Annotated in this window: 23 protein-coding genes and 1 pseudogene; 10 read left to right on the forward strand and 14 right to left on the reverse strand. The window is 59.1% G+C overall.

Annotated elements, in window-relative coordinates:
• The first annotated feature begins 289 nt into the window (after positions 1-289).
• The 4 genes from HPY67_14995 (at position 290) to HPY67_15010 (ending at position 4,845) form a co-directional block, all read left to right on the forward strand.
• Entirely contained in the window at positions 290-760 is a 471-nt protein-coding gene (locus HPY67_14995; protein NPV06025.1) for a periplasmic heavy metal sensor, read from the forward strand.
• Between the two features lie 544 nt (positions 761-1,304).
• Positions 1,305-1,541, forward strand: a complete 237-nt coding sequence (locus HPY67_15000; protein NPV06026.1) for an SHOCT domain-containing protein — start codon at positions 1,305-1,307, stop codon at positions 1,539-1,541.
• Between the two features lie 19 nt (positions 1,542-1,560).
• Entirely contained in the window at positions 1,561-3,147 is a 1,587-nt protein-coding gene (locus HPY67_15005) for a multicopper oxidase domain-containing protein (GenBank protein ID NPV06027.1), read from the forward strand.
• Between the two features lie 381 nt (positions 3,148-3,528).
• Positions 3,529-4,845 (forward strand): IS5 family transposase, encoded by a 1,317-nt coding sequence (locus tag HPY67_15010; GenBank protein NPV06028.1) that lies wholly within the window; start codon positions 3,529-3,531, stop codon positions 4,843-4,845.
• A 34-nt stretch (positions 4,846-4,879) separates the two neighbouring features.
• Here the strand turns inward: HPY67_15010 and HPY67_15015 are convergent, their stop codons facing one another.
• From HPY67_15015 to HPY67_15055, 9 genes are all read right to left on the reverse strand, one after another.
• A complete protein-coding gene (locus HPY67_15015; protein ID NPV06029.1) occupies positions 4,880-5,608 on the reverse strand; it encodes an HNH endonuclease in 729 nt (242 codons plus the stop codon).
• Between the two features lie 6 nt (positions 5,609-5,614).
• On the reverse strand, positions 5,615-6,739 hold the full coding sequence (locus tag HPY67_15020) for a restriction endonuclease subunit S (protein ID NPV06030.1): 1,125 nt from the start codon (positions 6,737-6,739) through the stop codon (positions 5,615-5,617).
• A gap of 26 nt (positions 6,740-6,765) precedes the next feature.
• Positions 6,766-8,328 (reverse strand): N-6 DNA methylase, encoded by a 1,563-nt coding sequence (locus HPY67_15025; GenBank protein ID NPV06031.1) that lies wholly within the window; start codon positions 8,326-8,328, stop codon positions 6,766-6,768.
• 9 nt (positions 8,329-8,337) lie between these two features.
• On the reverse strand, positions 8,338-10,710 hold the full coding sequence (locus HPY67_15030) for a DEAD/DEAH box helicase family protein (protein ID NPV06032.1): 2,373 nt from the start codon (positions 10,708-10,710) through the stop codon (positions 8,338-8,340).
• 2 nt (positions 10,711-10,712) lie between these two features.
• Complete coding sequence (locus tag HPY67_15035; GenBank protein NPV06033.1) at positions 10,713-10,910, reverse strand: helix-turn-helix domain-containing protein; 198 nt, start codon at positions 10,908-10,910, stop codon at positions 10,713-10,715.
• Positions 10,911-11,038: 128 nt separating this feature from the next.
• Positions 11,039-11,542 carry a gamma-glutamylcyclotransferase gene (locus HPY67_15040; GenBank protein ID NPV06034.1) on the reverse strand — a complete coding sequence of 168 codons (504 nt, stop codon included), beginning with the start codon at positions 11,540-11,542 and terminating at the stop codon, positions 11,039-11,041.
• Positions 11,543-11,613: 71 nt separating this feature from the next.
• Positions 11,614-12,396, reverse strand: a complete 783-nt coding sequence (locus tag HPY67_15045) for a glucosamine 6-phosphate synthetase (GenBank protein NPV06035.1) — start codon at positions 12,394-12,396, stop codon at positions 11,614-11,616.
• On the reverse strand, positions 12,396-12,722 hold the full coding sequence (locus tag HPY67_15050) for a DUF5049 domain-containing protein (protein ID NPV06036.1): 327 nt from the start codon (positions 12,720-12,722) through the stop codon (positions 12,396-12,398). The genes HPY67_15045 and HPY67_15050 overlap by 1 nt, the downstream gene beginning before the upstream one ends.
• Before the next feature lie 170 nt (positions 12,723-12,892).
• On the reverse strand, positions 12,893-13,882 hold the full coding sequence (locus HPY67_15055) for an amidoligase family protein (GenBank protein NPV06037.1): 990 nt from the start codon (positions 13,880-13,882) through the stop codon (positions 12,893-12,895).
• A 267-nt stretch (positions 13,883-14,149) separates the two neighbouring features.
• Between HPY67_15055 and HPY67_15060 the strand changes: the two genes are divergently transcribed.
• From HPY67_15060 to HPY67_15085, 6 genes are all read left to right on the forward strand, one after another.
• Entirely contained in the window at positions 14,150-14,602 is a 453-nt protein-coding gene (locus HPY67_15060) for a MerR family DNA-binding protein (protein ID NPV06038.1), read from the forward strand.
• Positions 14,562-15,248, forward strand: coding sequence for a hypothetical protein (locus HPY67_15065; protein NPV06039.1), 687 nt, complete (start codon positions 14,562-14,564; stop codon positions 15,246-15,248). The genes HPY67_15060 and HPY67_15065 overlap by 41 nt, the downstream gene beginning before the upstream one ends.
• A complete protein-coding gene (gene merA, locus HPY67_15070; GenBank protein NPV06040.1) occupies positions 15,248-16,927 on the forward strand; it encodes a mercury(II) reductase in 1,680 nt (559 codons plus the stop codon). Before HPY67_15065 ends, merA begins: the two co-directional genes overlap by 1 nt.
• A 23-nt stretch (positions 16,928-16,950) precedes the next feature.
• A complete protein-coding gene (locus tag HPY67_15075) occupies positions 16,951-17,304 on the forward strand; it encodes a MerC domain-containing protein (GenBank protein ID NPV06041.1) in 354 nt (117 codons plus the stop codon).
• A gap of 52 nt (positions 17,305-17,356) precedes the next feature.
• Positions 17,357-17,512 (forward strand): hypothetical protein, encoded by a 156-nt coding sequence (locus HPY67_15080; GenBank protein NPV06042.1) that lies wholly within the window; start codon positions 17,357-17,359, stop codon positions 17,510-17,512.
• A 108-nt stretch (positions 17,513-17,620) separates the two neighbouring features.
• The gene (locus HPY67_15085; GenBank protein ID NPV06043.1) at positions 17,621-17,890 is read left to right on the forward strand and encodes a hypothetical protein; all 270 of its coding nucleotides are present in this window, start codon (positions 17,621-17,623) and stop codon (positions 17,888-17,890) included.
• A 34-nt stretch (positions 17,891-17,924) separates the two neighbouring features.
• Here the strand turns inward: HPY67_15085 and HPY67_15090 are convergent, their stop codons facing one another.
• From HPY67_15090 to HPY67_15110, 5 genes and pseudogenes are all read right to left on the reverse strand, one after another.
• A complete protein-coding gene (locus HPY67_15090; GenBank protein ID NPV06044.1) occupies positions 17,925-19,238 on the reverse strand; it encodes a hypothetical protein in 1,314 nt (437 codons plus the stop codon).
• 101 nt (positions 19,239-19,339) lie between these two features.
• Positions 19,340-19,540: pseudogene (locus tag HPY67_15095) on the reverse strand (VrlD).
• A gap of 13 nt (positions 19,541-19,553) precedes the next feature.
• Positions 19,554-23,147, reverse strand: coding sequence for a DUF4815 domain-containing protein (locus HPY67_15100; protein NPV06045.1), 3,594 nt, complete (start codon positions 23,145-23,147; stop codon positions 19,554-19,556).
• Positions 23,148-23,158: 11 nt separating this feature from the next.
• Positions 23,159-23,692, reverse strand: coding sequence for a hypothetical protein (locus HPY67_15105; GenBank protein NPV06046.1), 534 nt, complete (start codon positions 23,690-23,692; stop codon positions 23,159-23,161).
• Positions 23,693-23,705: 13 nt separating this feature from the next.
• Positions 23,706-24,107: a hypothetical protein gene (locus tag HPY67_15110; GenBank protein ID NPV06047.1), complete on the reverse strand. Its 402-nt coding sequence runs from the start codon at positions 24,105-24,107 to the stop codon at positions 23,706-23,708.
• Positions 24,108-24,153: the final 46 nt, after the last annotated feature.

Raw genomic sequence — 24,153 nt, forward strand, 5'->3', positions numbered from 1 at the left:
TGTCCCTTTTAACCCCACAATGCAATTCAGGAAAGACTAAAGTGGGTATTATCGAACCACATCCCCACCTGCATGCCTTAATACGATCTATCCTACCGCACACTTCATATTTTAAAAGTTAAGTTATTACAGCTACATATATTCGTTTTGGGACGGCATGGCAGAGTGTTGGCATCATGTTTGCTCTATTCTTAAAATAAAAGCCAAACGGCTTTCAGAAAGCGGCCGCTTTTATGATTGGGGACAACAACAAATCGCAAAAAATTAAATTACATAATGGAGGCACGAAATGAAACGAAATACTAAAGGACTTATGACGCTGGCTGTATTGGCCGTTTTTGGAATCTCGACCGTGGCGTTTGCCCAATGGGGCCCTGGATACGGACATATGATGGGACCAGGCATGATGGGACCGGGCTGGCAGGGAGGAAGCGGCTATTACGGCAATCTCTCCGCCGATGAAATCGCAAAGCTGGATCAGCAGCGCTCGGAGTTCTTCAAGGCGACTGAAGGCATCAGGCAACAACTGTATGAGAAGGAACTCGCATTGCAAGGTGAGTTGAGCAAGGAAAACCCGGACACCAGCAAGGCCTCAACGTTGCAGAGCGAAATTTCCAAGCTGCGGGGCGAGCTTGATCAAAAGCGGCTGGATTATGAAATGCAAGCCAGAGAATCCGTCCCCAACTACAATCGCGGGTATCGGGGCCACGGTTCAATGATGGGTTACGGTCCCCGTGGTGGTGGATATTGCATGTGGTAAACTCGTTACGCGGTTGAAGGTGTATGACAGGGCGGCGAACGCCGCCCATTGTCATACACGAAACCTACAGGGAACCGGTTGACGATTGCAACAAATGACGACTCGATAGAAAGGTGAGCCGATGAAAAGGAATTTTTTGAAAACGGCGATAAGGCCAATCACGCTTATTGCGATTTTGGGACTTGCATTAACGGTGCTGGCGGGTTGCGGAACGGGCCATGGCCCATACCGATATGGCTACAATGGATATCATGGCGATGATTACCGAAATAGCAGCTCCTACGGCACTATGTATGACCTAGACGGCAGAGGCTACCACCGCCGCGCGCCAGGCTACGGGGATGGCCGAGGCGGATACTGCGGATGGTGATGGAGCATATTCGTCTCAACTTGAATTACCATTGAGGTGAAAGATATGGTCATCAAATCTTTTTACAACAAGGTTTTGTTAGGACTTCTCACGATATGGGGTTTGAACAATATTCTTTTAAGCCCCGCATTCGCTCAATCCGGCGGGTACCGGAACTGGCACATGGGACGATGGATGATGGGCGACTGGGGAATGGGGTGGTTTGGCATGATAATGATGTTATTGTTTTGGGTTTTAGTCATCGCCGGCATCGTCTTTTTGATTCGATGGTTGGTTCAAAACACGGGTAGCAGAAGCCATTCCGGAGTCAGCACAGGTACTCAGGCAATGGATATTTTAAAGGAACGCTATGCCAAGGGAGAAATCACCCGCGATGAATTTGAATCCATGAAAAAAGAGATACTCCGGTAGGCCCCGTGGGAGGCTTGCGATGAAAGGCAAAAACACAGGAATGAAAATGGATAACGGGCATTCCAGAAGGCAATTTTTCAAGCTGGCCGGCTATGGTACGCTGGGATTGATGGCAGGCGGGATCTGGCCGGGGCTTGAGCGTTTGGCTGCCGGGCAAACCCAGGATACAGAATTCGTTCCCGACCTCGACATTTCCCTTTCCGCGCGCCCCGGCGAGGTTTCTGTTTTTCCGGGAAACCCCACCAGGGTTTGGCGCTACCATGCGACGGTGCACAAAGGCGACCGTGCTCGAATTGCTGAAATGCCCCGTAGCTACCTTGGCCCGATCATCAAAGTCCATCAGGGTGAAAAAATACGGATTCGCTTCAATAACGCCATTCCGGAAGAGTCTATCGTGCACTGGCACGGCCTGCATGTGCCCGCGATCATGGACGGACACCCGCGCTATGTCGTTCCGCAGGGGCAATCCTACTTGTATGAGTTCGAAGTCAAGAACAGAGCCGGTACCTATTGGTATCATCCACACCCACACGGCAGAACCGGCCCACAGGTGTATCGTGGTCTGGCAGGCCTTTTTCTTGTGTCCGATGCAGAAGAACAAGCCGTTGGCTTGCCCGAAGGTGAATATGATGTCCCGCTGGTGATTCAGGATCGAACCTTTGATCCGGAAAATCAGCTTGTGTACATGTCAGGGCACAGAATGGAGCAGATGACCGGGTTTTTGGGCGACTTGATAATGGTGAACGGCATGCCGGATTTTACACTGCCGGTATCGACCAGTGCCTATCGCCTGCGCCTGCTGAATGGCTCCAATTCACGTAATTATAAGCTGGCATGGGAAGACGGCCGCCCTCTGACCATCATTGGTACAGACGGCGGCTTACTGGAAAAAGCGGTCTATCGTCGGTACGCTTTTTTTAGCCCGGGAGAGCGATTGGAGATTTGGGCCGATTTCAGCGATAAGCCAGTCGGCTATAAGACATCCCTTATGAGCCTTCCCTTCGACGCCGGCGGCATGGGTGGAGGGCAGATGGGCCGCGGCATGATGATGGGCGGAATGATGGACCAGAATCAACGCCTTCCAGATGGTGTGAACTTTCCTGTACTCAAGGTGAATGTGACCCGATCTGTGAAAACAAATTACCGTCTCCCGGACATACTTTCCGAGATCGGGCCTGTCAGTCCTAAAGACGCTGTGAACTATTTTCGTCCCCGGCAATTTTATCTCACGATGCGGCATATGCAATGGACCATCAACGGCCGGGTGTTTCAAATGGAGGAGGTGGCAGACGACGAGATAGTCCGATTGGACACGGCGGAGATATGGGAATTCAACAACGCCGGGGGTGGAATGATGAATATGATGAACATGCCCCATCCCATTCACCTGCATGGTAAACAGTTCCGCGTTATTGAACGCGGCGGCGTTGCTCATGACGGCTATGTTGATGAAGGATGGAAAGATACGGTTTTGCTAATGCCCGGTGAACGGATCAGAATATTGGTTGATTTTGATGATTATCCGGGAATGTTTTTGTACCATTGTCACAACCTGGAACATGAGGATATGGGCATGATGCGCAATTATTTTGTGAGGAAATCGTAACAACTGATGAAAAATCATGTCCTTGGTGGTTTTCCGTCATGACCAAAAAACTTCAATTCTCCTGGGAGTTGTCCGTATAGTATAGTCCTTATCTTGAATTTCCGCCGGCTCTAAGACAATCTCAGTCTCTCACAGAAACCCTATCGCCGCGTCATGCAGGCTCATCGTTTGGCATCGCTCGGTCATAACGATTCCAGCCTCGTCGCGCGTTCAGTCGTTACGGACAGGCGACTCCATGTGTAAAGCTCATTAGTCGACCCTGATAATGTGACAATACACTGAAATTTATTGAAATTTAATCGGAGATAATGTATTTCAAATAACCAGTAATGCAGTGATAATGCATTTTTTCTGGTCGAAATCACTCCGAGGTTACCAACGATGCAGCCCAAAAAATCGGACCGTCAGCGCAGCTTCCTCTGCCCAGATCTGATCGATCAACTCGATCCTCGACACCACCTTCTGGGGTTGGCCAAGGCCATCCCGTGGCAGGTTTTTGAGGACAGCTTTCGTCCGCTTTATGCCGCATCCGGTCGCCCAGCCAAACCCGTCCGTTTGATGGTTGGGCTTCTCATCCTCAAACAGCTTGAAAACCTGAGCGATGAGCGCGTCGTCGAGATCTGGGTTCAAAACCCCTACTTCCAGGCCTTCTGCGGTCAGCAGCGCTTCACCTGGAAGCTGCCGTGCGACCCGTCCGAGTTGACCTATTTTCGGCGTCGCATCGGGGAAGACGGCGTGCGCAAAATTTTCGAAGTCTCCGTGACCCTCCATGGCGACAAGGCCAAGGAAGAGGAAGTTATCGTGGACTCCACCGTGCAGGAAAAGAACATCACCTTTCCCACGGACACTAAGCTGCTGACCAAGATCGTGACGCGTTGCCGCATCATGGCCAAACTCGAAGACGTCAAACTCCGGCGCAGCTACCAGCGTGAGATCAAGAAGCTGCTGCGGACCATTCGCTTCAAGTCAAAAGGCCGCAAACAGGGCGAGGCCCAGCGAGCTATCAGGCGTTTGCGCACTATCGCCGGCGTCCTGATCCGCGATATGAGACGAAAGCTTTCCCCGGAAGCGCTTGAGATTCACCGGCAGTCTCTTGACCTCTACGACCGCGTTCAACGCCAGCAGCGCTCCGACACGGGCAAAATTTACAGCCTCCATGAGCCAGACGTTTCCTGCATCAGCAAAGGCAAGGCTCACAAGAAGTACGAGTTCGGCGCCAAGGCATCCGTGACCGTGACCAAGATCAGCGGCATCATCGTTGGCGCATTGTCCTTCCCGGACAACCCCTTCGACGGCCATACTCTCCCCGCAGTTCTGAGCCAGGTCGAGAGTATCGTCGGCAAAAGGCCGACCATGGCGATCTGCGACCGTGGCTACCGAGGCAAGCGCAGGATCGGGGATACCCGCATCGAAATCCCTGAATCAGGCAAAGGCCCAAAAACTGAACACGAAAAGCGCCAAGCTCGGGCACGCTTTCGCCGCAGGGCCGCCATCGAACCAATCATCGGCCATCTCAAGAACGATCACAGGATGCTTCGAAACTACCTCAAAGGGCGGATCGGCGATTCCGTGAACCTGTTCATGGCCTGCGCGGCCTTCAATTTCCGGAAGTTCATCCGGATACTGTATTTTTTGTGCCTCAAATTACTTGGGCACGTTTTTCGTCCAGATGTTCGGGCGTTACACGTTTGTGCTTGATGGCCCGCTTTTAGAGTTTTTCAGGATCGACTCATTAGCCATGCCGCAATTGCTCCGCCTCGTATTTTTCAAATAAGTCGTAGTTCGGAATGCCGCGCGAGCGGTTGCGCTTGCCTTGAATAGTCTGGTCCACCCGGCCCTTGATGTAGTCGCAGAGTTCCTCAAAGCGCGAAACATGGATGAAGAACGTCTTCGCCTTGAACTTGCGCTGAATGGTGGTGTGAATTTCGGCATGGTTGAAGGAGCGGAAGCTGCCATAGCTGGCGTCGGCCTGACGATAATCGAAGTAGCGCTTGATCAGATAGTCGATGTATCCCTTTTTGATGGTGTCCGCGCCGATGGAATCCACCGGGTATTGCATCCGGGGCGACCGTTTGCGGCCGAAGGTTACGGTGTTGGCGATAATGCTGCCGCTGACACTCGCGGCATTCACACTCACCGACTGCCTGGGGCTTTTTTCAGCCCGCCGGGGTGACGCCCTGTGGGTCCAGAACAGTTCCATCTTCTTGGCGTGGACATCCGCCGGTGAAATCTCCCCGCGCGTGATCTTGGAGTGGCAGTTCCCGCACACGACGATCAGGTTTTCGATCTTGTTGTTCGAGGGGTCTCCGTCGATATGATGAATCTCCAGCACCGCCACATCCGCGACGCCGCAGAACGGGCAGCGGTTGTCGGCTTCCTGGTAGAGCTTCTTGCTCGTCAAGGCTGAAACCGTTTTGCGCTGCTTCGGGCGCTTGGGTGCTTGGTTCTCTGTTTTGGGCATACCTGTTTAAAGCTCTCCCTTGAACGCCTTGTCCAGAATCGAGGGAAGCATGGCGTCGAGTTCTGTTAGGCCATCCTGTTGTGTCATGAGCATTTCACGCACCTTTGCCTGTAGGCGGTCGAACCAAACCTGCTGGCCGTAATCCGGGATCGGAACCTCGATTTCTTCCAGGGCCTTTTGACCAAGAGTTCGATTGCGATCCGCGCTACCTGGAGAAGCATACCCGATGTCTACAAGTCCTTTGGCCGTTAAAAGGTAGAAGCATAGAAAACCAGCCGTCGTTTTGCCCTCGACAGGAACGAGCGTGAGGTAGCGATGTGAGCCAACGCGTCCATCGTCATCGGGTCCAGCTACAGCAATCGCTCCTTCCCATGCCTTGATGTTGCTGATGACAATGTCGCCCTCCTTGACACGGAAAAGCTTCTGCCATGTCAACTCCGCACCCAGAAGTGTGGGCTTATGAAAGACTCCCTTGCCGAAGGAGCGAACACCCAATTCCGGATACTCACCGTCAACGGTGGCGTCCACTGGTCGTCTTAAAAGGGGGGCTACATCACCAATCCGCAATCGCGGAGCGCCTTCGATGATCCGTGAGAAGGCACTGTGAAGCATGGTACTGGCTTCTTGTTCGATCTGGCGATAGCATTCGCGGGCTTCGTCGATGCGGGCGGACAAGGCGTCGAGTTTCGCCACGATCCGGTCCTGTTCCTTGCGGTCCGGGAGGGGGATTTCACATGCAAAAAGAGCTTCTGGATTAAGCGTTCTCCTCCGGTCTCCCATTCCTCGGGTTCGGCTGCCCAAGTCATGCCAGAAAACAGGTTGGAGTGTGAAGTATCCAAGGTATTCACGATTCAACTCAGGCGCACAAAGAAACGTCGGAAATTGAGGCGACACAAAATGGCCGCTGAAGTCCTCCGAACTCAAGGCAAGAGCGCCTTCCCAACCGAAAAGCTGGCTCATCACAAAATGTTCTGACTTGAGCCGGTTGAAGGTTTTGTAACTGCAAGTTGTTCCATCAACTGGCTCACGATGAAAAAGCCCTTTGCCGAAGCTGTAAACTCCAACCATTGGGTATTGAACACCGGCCCTAACGGGAACTTTGTCAAGATCGATGGTAAGCAATTCTCTCAAGGGAACCCTTCGCCAGCCGTTCGAACTCATCGGACCTTCCCCCCCGATGCAGCCGGCTCCGATAGGATGGCCTTGATCTCCTCCATGATCTCGCCGACCCGGCGGTTCTTCTCGGCGATGCTCTCGGCAAGCTGTTTGGGCGGCAGGTGCTCAAGGGCTTCCGCGCCGCGCGGGTTCTTGATGTCGAGGTTACCGCCGCCGGCCAATACGTCTCGCGCCTTGACCTTCCAGGCGTGCTCGGTTTCGCGGCGGCGCTCGGCGTGGAACCATTTGAGCAGGTCGGCGAACTCCTCGTATTGCAGCGGGCTTGTCTTGGTGTATTTCTTACGCCCCTCGGGCAGGGGCAGTTCATAGTACCAGATGATATCGGTGGGGCCGGAGCGGTCAAAAAAAAGCAGGTTGGTCGGGATGGCGGTGTAGGGCTCGAATACACCCTGGGGCAGGCGCACCACCGTATGGAGATTGAAGGCCGTGAGCAACTCCTCCTTGATCCGGCCGCAGACCCCGTCGCCGAACAAGGTGCCGTTAGGCACGACCACGGCCGCGCGGCCGGGCTTGGGCCCGCGCTTGAGCTTGCGCATGATCATTTGGAGAAACAGCAGGGCGGTTTCCGTGGTCTGTTTGGCCTCAGGAAAGTTGTTCAGAATGCCGCGCTCCTCCTCGCCGCCGAAGGGCGGATTGGTGAGGATCACGTCCACCCGGTCGCGGTCGCCGATCTCGTTGAGCGGGAAACGCAGGCTGTTCTCCGGATCGATTTGAGGGGCTTCGAGACCGTGCAGGAGCAGGTTCATCTGACAGAGGAGATAGGGAAGCGGCTTGGCCTCGCCGCCGAATATGGATTGTTTCTGGAGTACCCGCCTGTCCTCCACGGTCTTGACCTGTTTACCCAAGTGGTTGAAGGACTCCACCAGGAAGCCGCCGGTGCCGCAGGCAGGGTCGAGGATCGTCTCTCCAAGGTGCGGGTCGAGGGCCTCGACCATGAAGCGCACCACCGGACGCGGGGTGTAGAACTCGCCCGAATCGCCGGCCGCGTCACGCATCTCCCGCAGCATGGATTCATAGAGGTGACCGAGGGTGAAGAGTTCATCCTGGGCCTCGAAATGGATCGCGTCGACCTGATTGATGACGTCGCGCAGGATGTAGCCGGACTGGATTCGGTTGGTCAGGCGGCTGAAAACGCTGGCGATGACGCGCTTGCGGCTCGTGGGGCCGTTGTGCAGGCCGCTCAGGTAAGCGAACAGCCCCGACCCTTTCGTCCCGTCGGGCCGGACAGCCTCTTCCTGGTTGATGAAGGCGATCAGCTCCGGGCCGGTAACACCATTGTCTTGAGCGGCCCAGTCGCGCCAGCGGTAAGGCGGTTCGATGGTCGGGCGGTATTTCGTTCCCCTCATCTTGGCGCGCGACGCTTCGATCTGCTCCAGGTCATCGAGAAACTTGAGAAACATGACCCACGTCAGGAGCGGCAACCGGTCCAGGTCGCCGGACAGGCCCTTGTCTTTGCGCATGATCTGCCGGCAGGACTTGATGACGCTGCCCAGACGCTCGGCCGTGGTTTTGGGCGGGGTCGCTTTCTTGGTTCGTTTGGCCATCATTTTCCCTTAAGCCGCGTAGAGCAGCGTTTGCAGTTCTCGAATCGCTTCGACCAGCCGGTCTTCTCCGCCGAAATAACGGGCGATTTGGATCACATTGCCGCGTTTGCTGATGGGCGGGACCTCCAGCACTTCGGGGATGACGAATTGGGCGGTGCCATGCTCGGTGTACTTGTCGAGAAGTTCACAGAGTATCTCCCGCGCCTCGGTGCCATATTGATCGAAGAAATCCTTCTTCTCGGAGCGCAGGCGCTGGGCGCGCTCGCGCCGTGTCCGCAGCGGCGCGTTAAAGGCGATATGACACAGGAGGTCGAGGGGGTCGGCATCGGGTTGATCCGCCAGGGAGGCCAACGCGTCGAAATCGATGCCCCGTTCGCCCAATTTGTCGATAATCTCTTTTCGATGATCGGGGTCGGCCCAATCGTTACGAAGTTCGGCCGCGTTCCGATAAAGGGTCCGCACCTTTTCCGCGGTATAGTCTATAAAGCCGACAACCCTGAGTTGATTGCCGTCGGCGTCGAGCTCATAGACGAGGTGAGCGGCAATGGCGACCTGGCCGCCGTCGAAGTAAAATTTGCGCCTCTCGGCGGGAGCGCCATCATCCGGGGGCAGTGGATCGACAATCACCTCGTCGCCCGCCTCGGGTTCTTCCTCGGGCGTCACGACCGTTTCCGAATCCGTCGGCCGGCCTTCCTCGTCGATATGCTGCTCCGTCTCGATGGACGGGTCCCCGTCAAAGTCGGGGTCGGCGAACATGCGGGTGGCCGACCCGGTGTAATCAAGGATGCTGAAAAAGAACTTGCCGTAATCGTCCCGGACACGGGTCCCCCGCCCGATGATTTGTTTGAAATCCGTCATCGAGTTGATGACCCGGACGAGCACGACGTTCTGGACCGTCGGCGCGTCTATGCCCGTGGTCAGCATCTGCGACGTGGTCAAAATAACGGGTGTTCGGCGTTCGACATCCTGGAAGTTGCTCAAATGGCCTCGGCCGATGCCGCCTTCGTCGGACGTTACACGGCACACATAATCGGAATGTTGGCGGGCCAGGTCGGCGTTCAGGTTGTTCAGCGCGCGGCGCATCTCGTCGGCGTGCTCCTGATCGACACAAAAGACGATGGTCTTGTCGAACCGCCCTGTCTTGTTCAGAAATTCTGTCAAATGCCTGGCGACGGCCTCGGTCCTGGCCTTCAAAGATACGATGCGCTCGAAATCGTTGGTGCGGTATTCCTCGTCCGGGATTTCCCGGCCATAGCGGTCAAGGTCTCCCTGGCTCGGACGCCAACCCGCCGCGTCCCAAGTGGTGATGACGCGGTGAACCCGATAGGGGGCCAGGAACCCGTCGTCGATCCCTTGGCGAAGGCTGTACTGGTAAATGGGATCTCCGAAGTAGCGGTATGTATCGGCGTTATCCTGCCGCCGGGGGGTGGCCGTCATCCCAACCTGGATTGCCGGCTCGAAATACTCGAGGATGGCCCGCCAGTTGCTGTCGTCCTTGGCGCTTCCGCGGTGGCACTCGTCCACGATGATCAAATCAAAAAAAACCGGCGAATATTCACGGTAGAGTCCGGGTCTGCGTTCGTCTCGGGCGATGGCTTGATAAATTGCGAAGTACATTTCCCGACTCTTGTTGGCCACGCCCCCTTCTATTTTCCAGCGCGCATCGCCGAAGGGCGCGTATATCTTGGCCATAGGATCATCGACCAGGACATTGCGATCCGCCAGATACAGGACTCGGGGTCGCCGGTAGTCCTCGGTTCGGTTCCAGCGCGATGACCAAAGCTTCCAGCAGATCTGAAAGGCCACGACGGTTTTTCCCGTCCCGGTAGCCATTGTCAGTAGGATGCGCCGGCGTCCCTGAAGAACCGCTTGAACGGTTCTGTTGATGGCGATCTCCTGGTAGTAGCGCGGCGATTTGCCGCTCAAATGATATGCGGGGGCGAGAAGCCGTTCCACCGACCGGGGGTCGATAGACTCCGAATTGATCAAACGCGTCCACAGATTTTCCGGCATGGGAAAGTCCGCTATTTCGCGTTCGAGGCCGGTTATGTAATCAAACTCGACAATCCCTTGACCGTTGGTGGCATAGGCGAATTTTAGGCCGAGGATTTCCGCATATTCCTTGGCCTGTTGAAGACCCTGGCCAGGGGTGGCGTATGAGGGTTTCGCCTCGACCACGGCTATGGGCATGTCGGGGCGGTAGCGAAGAATGTAGTCGGCGCGTTTTCCGGGTCTTCTGCGTCCCTGGCGGCCGGACACGATGATGCGGCCATCGGTGAACGTAACCTGTTCGTTGATGCGGTGCGGTTCGTCATCCCAGCCAGCTGCCTGGAGTTTGGGAACGATATAGCGGCGGCAGGTATCGGCTTCGTTCAAGGCCATGGCTACCCCCGCCTCACGTGTTCATCTTCGCGCTTCAACCATTCGTCGATGGACTCCCGATGGAAACGCAGGTGGCGTCCGACCTTTTGAGAAGGGATCTTTCCCTCCCGAACAAGCTTGTAGAGCGTCGACTTCGGTATTTTCAGATAAAGGGATAACTCTTCTATGGTCAGGACGTTGTCCGGTTTGTTTTCCATCAGAAGCACCTCTGCAGTGTCCAGGTAAATTTATCCTTATTATACCTCATCACAGAGATGTAGGTTACAGTTCGTGTCAGTTCGTGTCAATTATTTTTTGGAATAGCCGGCGGGTTCAATCGAGGACCGGCTCAGCGCCAAGTGCCGTCCGGTAACGATTTGAAACGGCCTTCTATGTTGCTTCCGGCAACATAGACCCACGCAGTCAGCACCTTTCCTTGGTTCATACATGCTGTGACCAGAACACGGCGGTAGAGGCAGGGACCGCCGGGGTGGAACCCCTCCAGCCGGTCGATGGCCGGGAGGCGGGTCTCGGGGTCGTCGAAGGCAAGAAGCTCCCCGTACACGAGACCCCAGGGCGCGCCCGTGACGTTCTTCGGGAACCGGTCGGGGGTTGGCTCGGGAATGGACATACGAGCCGCAACGAGCGCTTGTGTGGCCACGTCGGCGTGCGGATTGGTGGTCCCGACGGCGAGGATGTCCTCTTCCGGGACCTGCAGGACGGGGATTCCGGAGGATGTCTCGAAGAGGCGGCCGCGGACCAAGGCGTCCTCCACCGTCACGACGCCCCGGCAGAAGCGGTCGTGGTTCCAGAAACCGCGCTTCAGTGTGCCGTAGACAAAGAGTCTCAGCATTCCGCTTGTGTTCCCGTTCGAGGGTTCTGTTGGGTTCATTGCCTGGTTCATCGGGTTCATTGGGGTGTCTGTCATGGCTCCGCGCCCTTTCTCTCCTGGGCGACGAACTCGAAGGGCTCCACCGAGTACGCGGCCAGGTCCTCGCGCCGGAACACCACCAGGCTCATGGGCGGGACCGCAATCTCACGCCAGCCTTTTTCCTCCGCCAGCACGGCGTCGAGGTATGCGGGGTCCGAAGCGTAGAGAACCGCTTTGCGGCGGGGATGCCAGCGCAGTTCCAACGGCCGATTCCCCTTGAGCACAAAGACGGTGCCCGGGTCGGTCCGGCAGGCGATGACGGCGGTGATCTGACCCCGACAGCGTCGGAGCCGGGCTTTGAACCGCTCGATATCCATGGCCCCGTCCCGGGCGGCGTTCGCGGCCAGGCGGAACAGAATCTCGCTGTCCACCTCGGCGAAGCGCCGCATCTTCCAGCGCCGGAACAGGTAGTCGGCGTTGTAAATGGTGCCGTTGTGGGTGCCGATCACCTCCCCGGCGCGGATCGGGTGGTTGTTGCTGTTGACCCGCTCGTCCCCTCGGGTGCGCCACCGGGTATGGCCGAGCAGGAGCGTGGCGCGGTTGTCCATAGAGGCAAGGAGTTCGGCGAAGGCCTTGTCCGTGACGAACCGCTCGGCCGTCACCGGCCGCTTGAAGAGCCGGTGTCCGCCGTCGGTGTCGAGCCATGCCGCGCCGGTGGCGTGTGGTCCGCGCTCCTCGCTCAATACAAGCAGGCGGGTGAAGAGCCAGGCGAGATACTCCCGCTCCTCGGCGCGTCGCCGCTTATTTCCGAAGATGACTCCCGCGAGCCCGCACATCAGGATTTCCCTCCCTGCGGATCGACGATGAACCCGCGGAAGACGCCCTCGGCGTATTCCTTCGGATGCTCCTCGATCCAGCTCGCGGCATCGGGATATCCGAGCTCCCCAGCCAGCCGGGCGACGACCGGCCGGTCGAGCATGTTGGTCAACCCCGAGAGCCGGACCGCGTCGATGCCCTGCCAAACCAGGGAGGGAATCGGTATCCGGGCCGATTTGTCGTCCTGCACCTCGGCAAGGCCATGTTTGATCAGGGCATCCAGGAAGGATGCGGCCTTTTCCTCCGACGTATCGCCCCGGACCGTAAGCTCGACGCCAGACAGCATCTTGGCGTTGCGCAGGACCATGTCGATGTAATCCTCGAGGTCCCGCTGGTCGGAAAAGAGCGTGGCTCCTTTCATGGCCAAGACCACGTCGGTCACCGTCGCCCCGGTGAAGATTTCGCCGTCGCCTTCCAGCGGCTGCCCATTGAGGGCGGTGTTTCGAATCAGCACTCTCATGACGCGCCTCCTTGCGTCCCGCCGGTCTCGTCCCCCGAAAATGCCGGAGGCCGGGATTCGATTGCGGATTGCGGATTTTGAATTGCGGATTGGGTACTTTCCGGTTTAGGTCTGCCTCGCTTGAACGCCGAGTCCCCCGGCAGGGCGGCGATCAAATGCTTGCGCGCGGTCTTGAACTCATCGCCGATGAGCCCCAGGTGGAGCAGGAAGACCCGGAAGTCGTACCGGGCGCTCTGCGGGTCGAAGGACCGTTTGCGGCTCGATGCCGCCCGGCCGTTCAGCGCCTTGGCTGCCACGGCCAGGACCAGTTGGACGTAGGCTTTCACCTTCCCCGCGTGGAGCGTCCCTTCGAACCAACGGAACTCGACCGTGCCCCGGTACCAAACGTTATGCAGGTTCACCCCGTGGTAGCGGGTGCTGTCATAGTGCTGGGGCTGCCGGTTGTGATAGCCGTACCAAATGTGGTTGAGCTGGTCCCTGGTCCTGGGACGGCGACGCTCGATTTGCGCGATGAGATCGTCGCTCACCGGTTTGCTGTAGCTCCGGCGACGGGTCTCGTTCACGCCCAGGGCGGTGAGAATGAGCGCTTCCTGTTTGTAGACGATCTTGGCGAGGTTCGCGAGGGTCCGGCCGTCGAAGGCCGTGGCGTCGACGTGGACGTGGATGCCGCAGCGTTCGTCCACCTTGGCTCCGCAGGCCCGCAGGGCCCGGACGACCTCCTGGAGGACGGGGATGTCCTCGTAGGACAGGACGGGGCTCACCACCTCGGCCCGCAGGTGGATCGGCACATTGATGAGCGAGCCGTCGGATACCACTTTCCAGACCCGTCCATGGTTGTCGGTGACTTCCCAGGGGTCGAAGCTGCCCGGGCTGCCGATGTGGCGGACTTGGCCGCCCACCACCGACTGGATTGCCTGGGCGACCCGCTCGCGCGTCCGTTTGACTGTCTCGATCTCGATTCCGAAGTTGATCCGGCGTAAGTCCATGGTCTCTCCTTGCGTTCTGTAAGCCCTTTCCCGGCAAGGGATTGGCTCTTGTGTTCACACACATACAGGCTTCTTTCCGAACAGAAAGCAAGGCGAATTCGACACATAGCCCCTTTGATTCCAATGAGTTATGTACATGGAGGCGTAACCTGCGGAAACACGCCGGGATTACTGGGTTGCCAGGGACAGATATTTTTTTGGTTTTAACCCTTGACTCTGTAGTATAGTACGGACCTTATAATGTAATCAGAGCGAAAGGAGACCCTGATGGAATCGCTGACAATCGGAAAGGTCGCCCGCCTCGCGGAGATCGGAATCGAAACCGTTCGGTTCTATGAGCGGGAGGGTCTCATCGAGGAACCTCCTCGCAGGGAATCCGGATACCGGCAATATCCCGAAGAAACCGTCCACCGGCTCCGCTTCATAAAGCGAGCGAAGGAACTCGGGTTCACGCTCAGGGAGATCAAAGAGCTACTGGGATTGCGCGTCGATTTGTCGTCGTCGGCCACTTGCAATGCGGTTCGAAAACTGGCTGAGGAAAAAATCGAGGACGTGCGCGGCAAGATAAGGACCCTACAGAGGATGGAGGCGGTTCTCGCGCGGCTCGTAGGTAGCTGTCGAAATCGCTCCGTTACCAGCGCGTGTCCCATCCTTGAAGTGCTTCAACAGGACGAAACAAATGAAAGTGAACGGAATAGGTCAGGACAAAGCGACAAGTAAGGCGGGGACCATCGCCCAGGCGGGTGCGTTGATATCGGCCGTGCTCGCATCCGCCTGTTGTTGGCTGCCGCTGTTGCTCATCGCGTTCGGAGTATCGGGCGGAACGATGGCCGCCAAGTTCGAGGCATCCCGGCCCGTGTTGCTGCCTGTGACCTTCGCCCTGCTCGGCCTGGCGTTCTTCTTCACTTACCGAAAGCCGAAAGTCGTCGCGGCCGCTGCTTCAGGCGGCGGGGAGTCGTGTGGTTGTCCGCCGGAGCACGCGAAGGGGTTTACGATCAAGAGATTGAACAAGATCATGCTCTGGGTGGTCACCGTCTTCGTGCTCGCCTTCGCCTTTTTCCCGAATTACGTCGGTTTCCTCTTGGCGGGCAACGGCACGGCTCAAGTCAGGGCAGACACTGAAAGTGTCGAATGGAGGATGACCATCAAAGGCATGACCTGCCAGGGTTGCGCCGCGCACATCCAGTCGGAGCTAATCAAGGTACCCGGTGTCTCGGAAGCGAAGGTGGACTACGAGCAGAGCAGCGCGGTGATCACCGCGACACCCGCGGTGAACGAGACGGTCTTGCGGAAGGCGGTCGAGGTCGCGGGCTATTCCGTGTCATCGATTGAAAATACCCGCAAGAAACAAGGAGGCATCCAATAATGGGATCGAGAGAATACCGCTTCATCGTCCGGGGCATGACCTGCGGGCACTGTGCAGATACGGTCAAGAAAGCCGCCGTGAGCGTGGCCGGTGTCGAAAGAGCGGAGGTCGACCTTGAGTCCGGCCTCGCCTTCGTCATCGGAGAAACGGAGTTGGACCCGCAACAGGTGGTTTCCGCGATAGGTCAAGCGGGATACCGTACAGAGATGGAGAAGTCCGGCACTGAACAGTCGGTTCATGCTCCGCGGTCGGCTCCGGCTCATATTTCCAAGCCGAATGGCGCGGACGCCGACCTGATCATTGTCGGCGGCGGTTCCGCCGGGTTCGCCGCGGCCATCCGAGGGCATGAGTTGGGCGCGAAAGTGATCCTGGTCAACGCCGGGGTCATCGGAGGGACGTGCGTCAATGTCGGTTGCGTCCCCTCCAAGACGCTCATCCGGGCAGCGGAAGCCCGTCATCGGGCGGCGCATATCCGTTTTGTAGGCATTGAATCTTCATCCCATGTTTCGGATTTCGCCGCGATCATCCGGCAGAAGGACGAGTTGGTCGGTTCCCTTCGCCAGGCGAAATATGTCGATGTCCTGGCCGCTTATGAGAACGTCCGGCTGGTGGAAGGCCGCGCGCGGTTTGTCTCGCGGGATGCGATCACGGTGGACGGCCGAACGATACGCGCCCCGCGCATCGTCGTCACCACCGGCTCGCGCCCTTGGATACCGCCCATTCCCGGCTTGCGCGAAGTCGAGCTTCTGACCAGCACCACGGCCTTCGAACTCGACCGCCTGCCCGAATCGGTGGTCGTCCTTGGCGGACGCTACATCGCGCTGGAATGCGCCCAAATGCTCGCCCGGCTCGGAGCCAAGGTTACGATCCTCCAGCGGAGCGACCATCTCCTGCCCGATGAAGATGAGGACCTGACCGACGCCCTGGCGGGTTACCTGCGTGAGGACGGTATCGCTGTCGAGACCTCGGTGCGCATAGAGCGCGTGTCCCATGATCCGGGGCAAGTGACCGTTCAGGCGCGGATCGGCGGCGAAGAAAGAAGCTTCAAAGCGGAACGCATTCTCTGCGCCACAGGCAGACGGCCGATCACGGAGGACATGGGGCTGGAAGGCGCTGGTATCGGCCTGGGTGAAGACGGACGCATCGTGGTCGACGATCATCTGCGGACATCGGCCGCCGGTGTCTATGCGGCCGGTGACGTGATCGGGGAGCCTGCCTTCGTCTACACGGCGGCCTACGAGGGACGCCTGGCCGCCGAGAACGCGTTGGACGGCGGCAACCGGAAGCGCGACTACGCCGCACTTCCCTGGGTGATCTTCACCGATCCGCAGGTCGCCGGCGTGGGAATGAACGAGAAGGAGGCGTTGCGGGCCGGGATCGAGATCGATACGGCCAAGCTCGATCTTTCCAATGTGCCGCGCGCGCTCGCCGCGCGGGATACGCGTGGATTCATCAAACTCATCAAGCAGCGCGGCGGCGACAAACTTCTGGGCGCGCGTGTCCTGGCCCAGGAGGGGGGCGAGCAGATCATGGAGGCGGCCATGGCGATCCGCTTTGGTCTCGGCGTGTCGGAGATCGCGGCGATGTTTCATCCGTATCTGACACAGGCCGAGGGGATCAAACTCTGCGCCCAGGCTTTTTCCAAAGACGTGAAGAAGCTGTCCTGCTGTTCCGCCTGAGACAGCGGGCTGGGAGGTGTCTCATGAATCTACATCTGAAAAAGGTCGGCCTGGCGGGATCACTGTTCACGCTTCTGTGTTGCCTGGGGTTCGGTCCGCTGATCGCGTTGCTGTCCGCAATCGGGGCGGGTTTTTTGGTCAATGACGTGGTCCTGGCTCCGTTGCTGGTTGTCTTTCTGGTGATCGGGGGCATCGGCATCGGCGTTACTTACCGGCGTCACAGACTCATCGGCCCGCTGGTGGTCCATATCTCGGGCGCGGTTGCGGTTTTCATGTTCACATTCGTCCTGTTTGTCACGCCTCTCGTCTGGCTGGGCGTCGCCGGACTTATCGCTGCTTCGCTGTGGGATTTCGCCCTCGGCAGGCGGGTTCATTGATTGAACTGTCCTGAACACATAAGGGGGCAGGACCTATTTGAAGGAGGAATCGATGGAAGATCTGATCTGTTATTGCTTCAATTACACTACGGCGGACATCGAACGGGACGTCGTGGAAAATGAAAAATCCACGATCTTGGAGAGAATCCTGCTCGAAAAGAAAAACGGCGGATGCCGGCGCGCCGTCAAGAATCCGAAAGGTCGTTGATGCCTTGCCGACGTCCGCCAGGTGGTGGACAACGCGATGAGGCGAAACGGGATTACATCAAAAAACATTCATAACGCCCCTTGGGCAAAGGAATGAGGAGGTATCGCTATGAACAGCAAACGCAGAATCGAGGTTTTCAGCGCGGGATGCCCTGCGTGCGAGGAAACCATCGGCATGATCAATCGCGCAGCTTGTCCTTCCTGCGAAGTCATAGTGCTGGATATGCACAACTCCCAGGTCGCCAAGCGCGCGGAGGATTTGGGCATCCGTTCCGTTCCGGCGGTGGTGATCGACGGAAAACTTGCCGGCTGCTGCGCCGGACGCGGACCGGACGAGGCCACGCTTCGCGCCGCCGGGCTGGGTCAGCCGGTCGCTTGACCGTCCTTAATCCCATCAATACACCGGGACCGAATCAGCTCCGCTTCCAGTCGGTGCCGGTGTGTTTCTCCCACTTTCCGCCGCCCGCGAGGTCGGTGTTGAACCACTCGTCGCCCTTGGACGGGTTCGGGAGAGCAGCGTCGCGTTCAGCCTGGGTGCCGACGCCCCGGTGGATGGCCTCCCGCGCGGTGAGCCCCTGACCGAGCCGGTCCGGGCCGAGCAGGTCCCGCCATCCGAGGGCCGGTGCCCGCAGACGGGAAACGAAGGTCCGGTAGGCGGTCGCGTCCTTGGCCGCCCGGTAAAGGAGCAGCGAGCCGTCGGCGTCCCGGACCAGGCTCGGCGTGTAGCAGCGCTCGAGGAATGGCCCGCTGCCGTTCTTGAACACGGGGTTGATCTCGGACTTGCGCCAGTGGACGCGATCCCAGGACCAGGCGTAGCCGATTCCGGCGTTTCCCGCGGAGCCCCCGGAGTAGAGCATCCACCATCTCCCGTCGGGAAGCCGCTCGACATGTGCGGCGGAGACGTAGCCGTTCGCGCCTTCCCAGGGCTGCGGGTCGATCAGGCCGGAGAGGATCGGACCGTTTCCGATCAGTTTCCACTCGACGGCATCATCGGAACAGGCCAAGCCGAGGCTGTCGTTGCCGCCGGTCGAGGCGATGAAATACATGGCGTAGCGCCAGGTGAACGGTCTTCCTTCGACCGAGGTGGGCAGCGGGTTGTACCAGAGAAATGATGGCCCGTAATGGCCGCGGTTCCAGACCTGGACGCTTCCCTCGGTCACCAGGTCACCGGAACACGGGGTATCGCCCGTGAACGCGGCGGGGGCAACCGACGGATCACAGACCGCTGTGCGCAGACCGGCCATGGCATAGGGCTGGTTGGGAACGTCCGGGTTCCAGTAGAGGATGCGCAGCCGGTCAGCGGCCTTCAGCGCGCAGACCACGTGATAGCCGTTGGCCGCGATGCCGGTGACTTTTTTCTCAGCGTCCCAGGCAAAGCCGTTGTCGGAGAAAGCGCAGCTCATGCCCGCTCCGTCGCCATAATATGCGATGAAGTCCCGAACCCGAGTCCCGTCGTGGAAACCATCCACGGCCCGAAGGACCCTGACATAGTAAGCGCGCCCGGCGGTTAGAGGCAGAACCTGCGGGTAGCGGTGGTCGAACACCACCGGCGGCAGACCATCGGGCGGTTCCGCTCCGGAGGGGACCAGCAGCAGGCCGAGATCCACAGCGCGGAGTAGGTCCGGGGTCATCGCCTGGACGACGGCGGTCTTTCCGGGTCCAACCGTGCCGGTCAGCCCGGGCAGTTCCAGAATCGTGTCGGTGTTGCTCTTGATGGTGATGCTCATGGTTGGTTCCTCCCGGCCTGCGCCGCAAGCGCCGCGGCGGACAGGTCTTCATGCAGGTATCCGGCGTCCATCAGTTCCCGGTTGATCCGCCCGGCTTCGATCTCCTCACGCCGGATGAGGGCCATGAGTTCGGAGAACGCCTCCGCGGCCTCCGGCTCAATACCGTGCAGTTCCTCGATGCGCCGCATGCGGGCGTCGAGATTGGCGAGCAGATCGAGGGTGTGATCCCGCAGGATGCCCTCGCGTTTTTCCTGTGGTGACGGAATGAACTCGGTCAATCCGCCTTGTCTTCGAACGATCATGACATCCCTCCGATCAGCTCAGCGTTGCGCCGAGGGTGTGAATCCTCGGGTACACGAGGTTGTTGCCGGTCATCTCCGCTTTGTAGCGGACCTTGGTTCCGCTCGGATCGGTGAACGTCCTGGTGAGCGTGTATTCGGTCCATTCCTGGTCGATCTCCCGCGTCGTTTGGATGGACATCGGTTCCCAGGTTGACCCGCCGTCGTTGGAGGCGAACCAATCGATGGTGGTCCCGCTGGGGATGTTCATCTGGGTGTAGACCTTGGTGGAAGAGACACCCTGGGTGAGTTCGTTCTCACGGTTCAAATACGCACCCGTCGGGTCGTTGAGATAACCAATGAGGTTGACGTCCTTGTAGTTCAGCACAGGAGAGTCGTTGGGAACGTTGGAGGAGAGGATCGCCCTCACAAGCACCTGCGCCGCGAGGTTGGGCAGCCGCTCCTCCTCCGCCGGCACGATGGCGTCCCAGATGACGCCGCCGTCGGTGGAATACTCCCACACGATGCCACAGCCTTCCGGAATGGACGAATACTCGTCCAGGTTCAGATCGCTGAACTGCACTCCGGTGATAGGCTGGAAGCGGACCTCGCCTTCGGGCTGGAAATCGTAGCCGTAGATTCGCATGGTGAGATCGGAGCTGTTGAGCGGCGTCCAGGTCTCGGCGTTCGAGCTTTCCAGCAACACCCCGGCGGTATAGGTCTGCCGGGTGATGACCCCGTTTTGCCCCAGGCGGCCCAGTGTGGCGATACGCACCCGGTAGTTGGTGCTGTTGGTAAGCAGCACGACGGCATAGCTGGTGTTCGCCTCCGCGTAGAAGGGATCGTCGAAGACGACCTTGGTCTCGGAACCGAGGGTGATCTCGCTCGGGGCGATGACTTTCTCGGCCAGGATGACCTCGTTGGGAAGCCCGGTCGTGACGCCGCGAATCTGAATGGTTACGGGGATGGAAGCGTCTTTCTGCGTGAAGTGAAGCCCCACGGCGGAGATGACCCGGTTCTGCTCGAAGCTGAAGGTCTGCGCGAGCGGGTCCCGGCGGCGGGTCACCCAACGCCAGCGCCATACGGTTCGCACTACGGGGACGCGGATGATGCGCGGCGGCACCTGCTGGACGATGGTCTGACGCTGCACGATGGTGCGGTTGACCACGACCCTTTCGATGCGCGTGATGACCAAGGGATCGTTGACCTGAAGGTTGGCTTGCGCCGAGTAGGTGCCGTCGGTCATTTCGACCACGCGGTTGCCGTTGCGGACATCTTCGGGAATGACGAAGGAGGCGATGACTCTGCCTACCGCGTCGCCGGTGAGACCTGAAGCCACAACTTTCCCGTCGCAGCGCACCGTCACGCCGGTCGCGCCGGGGGTGAAGTTGGAGCCGACCACAGCCACGCCTGTCTGACCGCGCCGACCGATATTCGGCGTCACCTCCACGGCGGCGTCTGGTTTCTCGAACACGGCGTAGGGGTTGATGTTCTTGTCTTCGGACCAATCGGTCTGCTCGATGAGCACGCGCTCCGTGCCCGGCAGGAGAACGAGGCTGTCCTTGAAAATGGCGTCGCTCCCGGCAGAGTCAACATCGAGCACCTGCGGCGTGGCCGCTCGGTTCGGGGCGGCGAACTGCCGTACCTCATCGATGCGGGCGCTCCACTCGCCGTGGTAGATGTCGGACTGGGCGTCGTTCGAGAAATCGTCGGAATAGACGCCCTTCTTGGTCTGGGCGTCCCGGTTCTGCAGCTCGTTGTTCATTTGGAACTGGGCGTCGTTGTACTTGAGGTCCTCGACGTCTTTGATGATCTCGTGAATCTGGTCCATGGTGATCCGGGTAAGCCCGAAATTGAAGACCGCCAGATCCACCGAGTTCGGCGGACACTCGACGCTGCACAGCCCGAGCGAACCTTCCGGGACGATGGGCAGCTTCGGCCAGTCCGCGGGAGCGCCTTCCAGCCGTTTGATCTCGCGGGTGGTGGCGTAGATGATGTCCTTGCGTCCGATGTAGTAGTCGTAGTCGATACTGCAGTTGGAGCCGCCCACCGGCTCGTCGCCGATGCTTGTGCGGCCGAAGTTGATGATGGAGAGATTGCCGGGTTCGACCTGCACCGGGGACATGGTCAGGCCGCTCGTGTTGGAGGCGGGCGGGTTGCCGCCCACAATCTCGTCCACGCCGTCGTCGGTGTATGACGTAACTCCGGCGGCCACGTCCTTGAGCCGCTGGAAGTCCGCGCGGACCGTATTTTGCGTGCCGCGATAGATGCGGTAACCGGTCGCACCGCTGACAGGCAGCCAGGAGAGGCGGTTGATTTCCCCGGTCAGGGTGTCGCGGGACACGACCTTGGCCGAGTCGTACTGAGTCTCGCCGGTGGCGCTCTGAACGGTGACCAGGTAAAAATATTCGTCCGCCGCCGGGTGTCCCGAGCGTCCGAACCAGCCTCCGTCCACATAGTCCGTCCCTTCGATCATCTGTTTTGTGTAAGTCCAGCGGACGGTGTAGGTCGTGCCGATGGCGGGTTCGTTGCCCGAACCCAGCCAGTCCACGTAGTTTCCGGACTGCTGCCAGTCCGATCCTTCCTGGAAGACGGTCGCGCCCTGGCTCACCTCGAGGATGTCCACCACCGGGTTGGGGACGAGCAGGTCCTCCCCGCCGCCGACGGAGCCGCGCGTGATGTTGGAGACGATCTCGACAATGGCTTCGACCTGAGTGGTTTCCTTGAGCGGCGTGTTGTTGAGGGCATAGCGCCGGGTGCCGATCACATAAGTTTTCTGCTCGCCGCGGACCGACTTGACCGCCGTGGACTTGGGCACCAAGGTGGTTGTGGGCAGGTCTTTCTGCAGGCGGAACCCTTGGATGTAGGCGCGGCCCGCGTTGGTGATCACCTCGACGTTCTCGCCGTCGTTGTCGCCGATGAAGCTGTCGAGCCCCTTGACCAGATAACTTCCGGCCTGGTCGTAGGTGCGCTCAGCCAGATTCTGGAGCAGCGAGTTCAGCCCCTCGGCGGCGGCGAAGGCAAGTTGATCCTCCGTGATCGATGCGACCGTGATCCGGCTTCCGGGCAGCGTCCCAAGAAGGTCCTGCAGGTAGAGGTTCGATTTCTCACGGACAGTGGCTGTCACATCGCCGGTCTCACGGTCGAACTTGTGGAGAGCGACCACCTTGCGCTGGGTCACGTTGTTGGGCAGCGCCTCACCGCTCGTGTCGTGATCCTTGAGCGATAGAATCCACTTCTCACGTTCGGCGGTGGGTTCGCCCGTCGCGGGATTGATGAGCACGGCGTCCTGGTTGTAGCCGTAGTTGTACTTGAGCAGCTCGACATAGACGTAATCCGCGCCGCTCGTCTTGGCCGGGTCGTAGGTGAGCACCGCGCCGGGCACGCGCTCCAGACAGCCGTCGATGTAAACCAGCCCCTCGGCCACGGTGAGCACATTGGCGGCGACCGTCACGCCGAAGCCGCTTACGATGGCCCCCTCCTTGAAGAGGATGTCCGCGAGCTTCCTGCGCTCCTGGTTGATGATGTCCTGCTGCTCGTTGAGCTCCGAGTCGAGCAGGTCCCGGTCCTGGTGGTAACGGACCCGCTTGTAATTTTTCGCCGGGTCGAACGTATCGCGCGAGATGGACATGGTCTTTCCTCCTATATCTTGATGACCCCGACCAGCTCAACGCGCGTGTCCGAGGTCTTGTTGAAGTCGGGGATGTTCTTCACTTCGTACAGGTAGCCGGGATCGAGCACCTCACCGGTCGGGTTGGTATCCGGGTGGTAAACACCGTTCGCCGCATAATCCGACTGCAGCCCGGCGATGTAGGCCACGTCGCCCCCGAAGAAGCCGTACTCCCGGATGGTGATGCCGTTGGCCTCGTTTTCCTCGAAGCGGAAGAAGACGCCGATGGTCTGGGTCTCCTCGGCGGTTTCGATGTAATGGATGCCGTTGACGATGAGCGTCCCTTCCGGATCTTCCTTGAGAAAAGTGCGCTTGTACTGCTTCTTGCGGGCCCGCTCGTTCTTGAGCGTCGTCTGATCGATGTCCGGGGCGGGCGGATTGATGGGATCGGTGAACGTGGCGTCGCCCTCGCCGATGGCGCAGTGGGTAATGCCCTCGATGGGATCGCCCATGAGCAGCCGTGCGGTGAGGATGCGGCCCGTTTTGACAATGAGTCCAAGTGACATTCGTATTCCTCCTTCAGGTCTGGATCGTGTGGCCTTCGCGGATCAGCACGGCGAAGACGGTCTGGCGCGCTTCCGCTTGACGGGATGTCTCGCGCACTACAAGTTGTTTCGAATCCGCCGTCCGCTCGATCTCGGCGAACACCGCGCAGCGGGTATCGCTCCGCCGTTCGACCGGCCGGTGAATCCGGACGGCTGCGTCGGAAAGGACCGTCGGGAAACGGACCACCCATCCCCGCAGATCGAAGCTCCGCAGGACCGGCCGCACGATCACGGCCTGGATGTCGGCGGGGGTGTTCACCTCAGCCGTGATCCTCAGGGCCGTGTCCGTGTCGTGGCGGATTGTCCGCGTCTCGGACGCCGCTCCGACGGCCTCGAACACGACAGCCGGGAAGGCCGGCATTTGGGAGCGGTTCATCGGAACCACGGACCCTGCGAAGGGCCGGACGGAGAGAGTGTTTCCG

The organism is Syntrophaceae bacterium (genome assembly GCA_013177795.1).
Lineage (GTDB): Bacteria > Desulfobacterota > Syntrophia > Syntrophales > UBA2192 > UBA2192.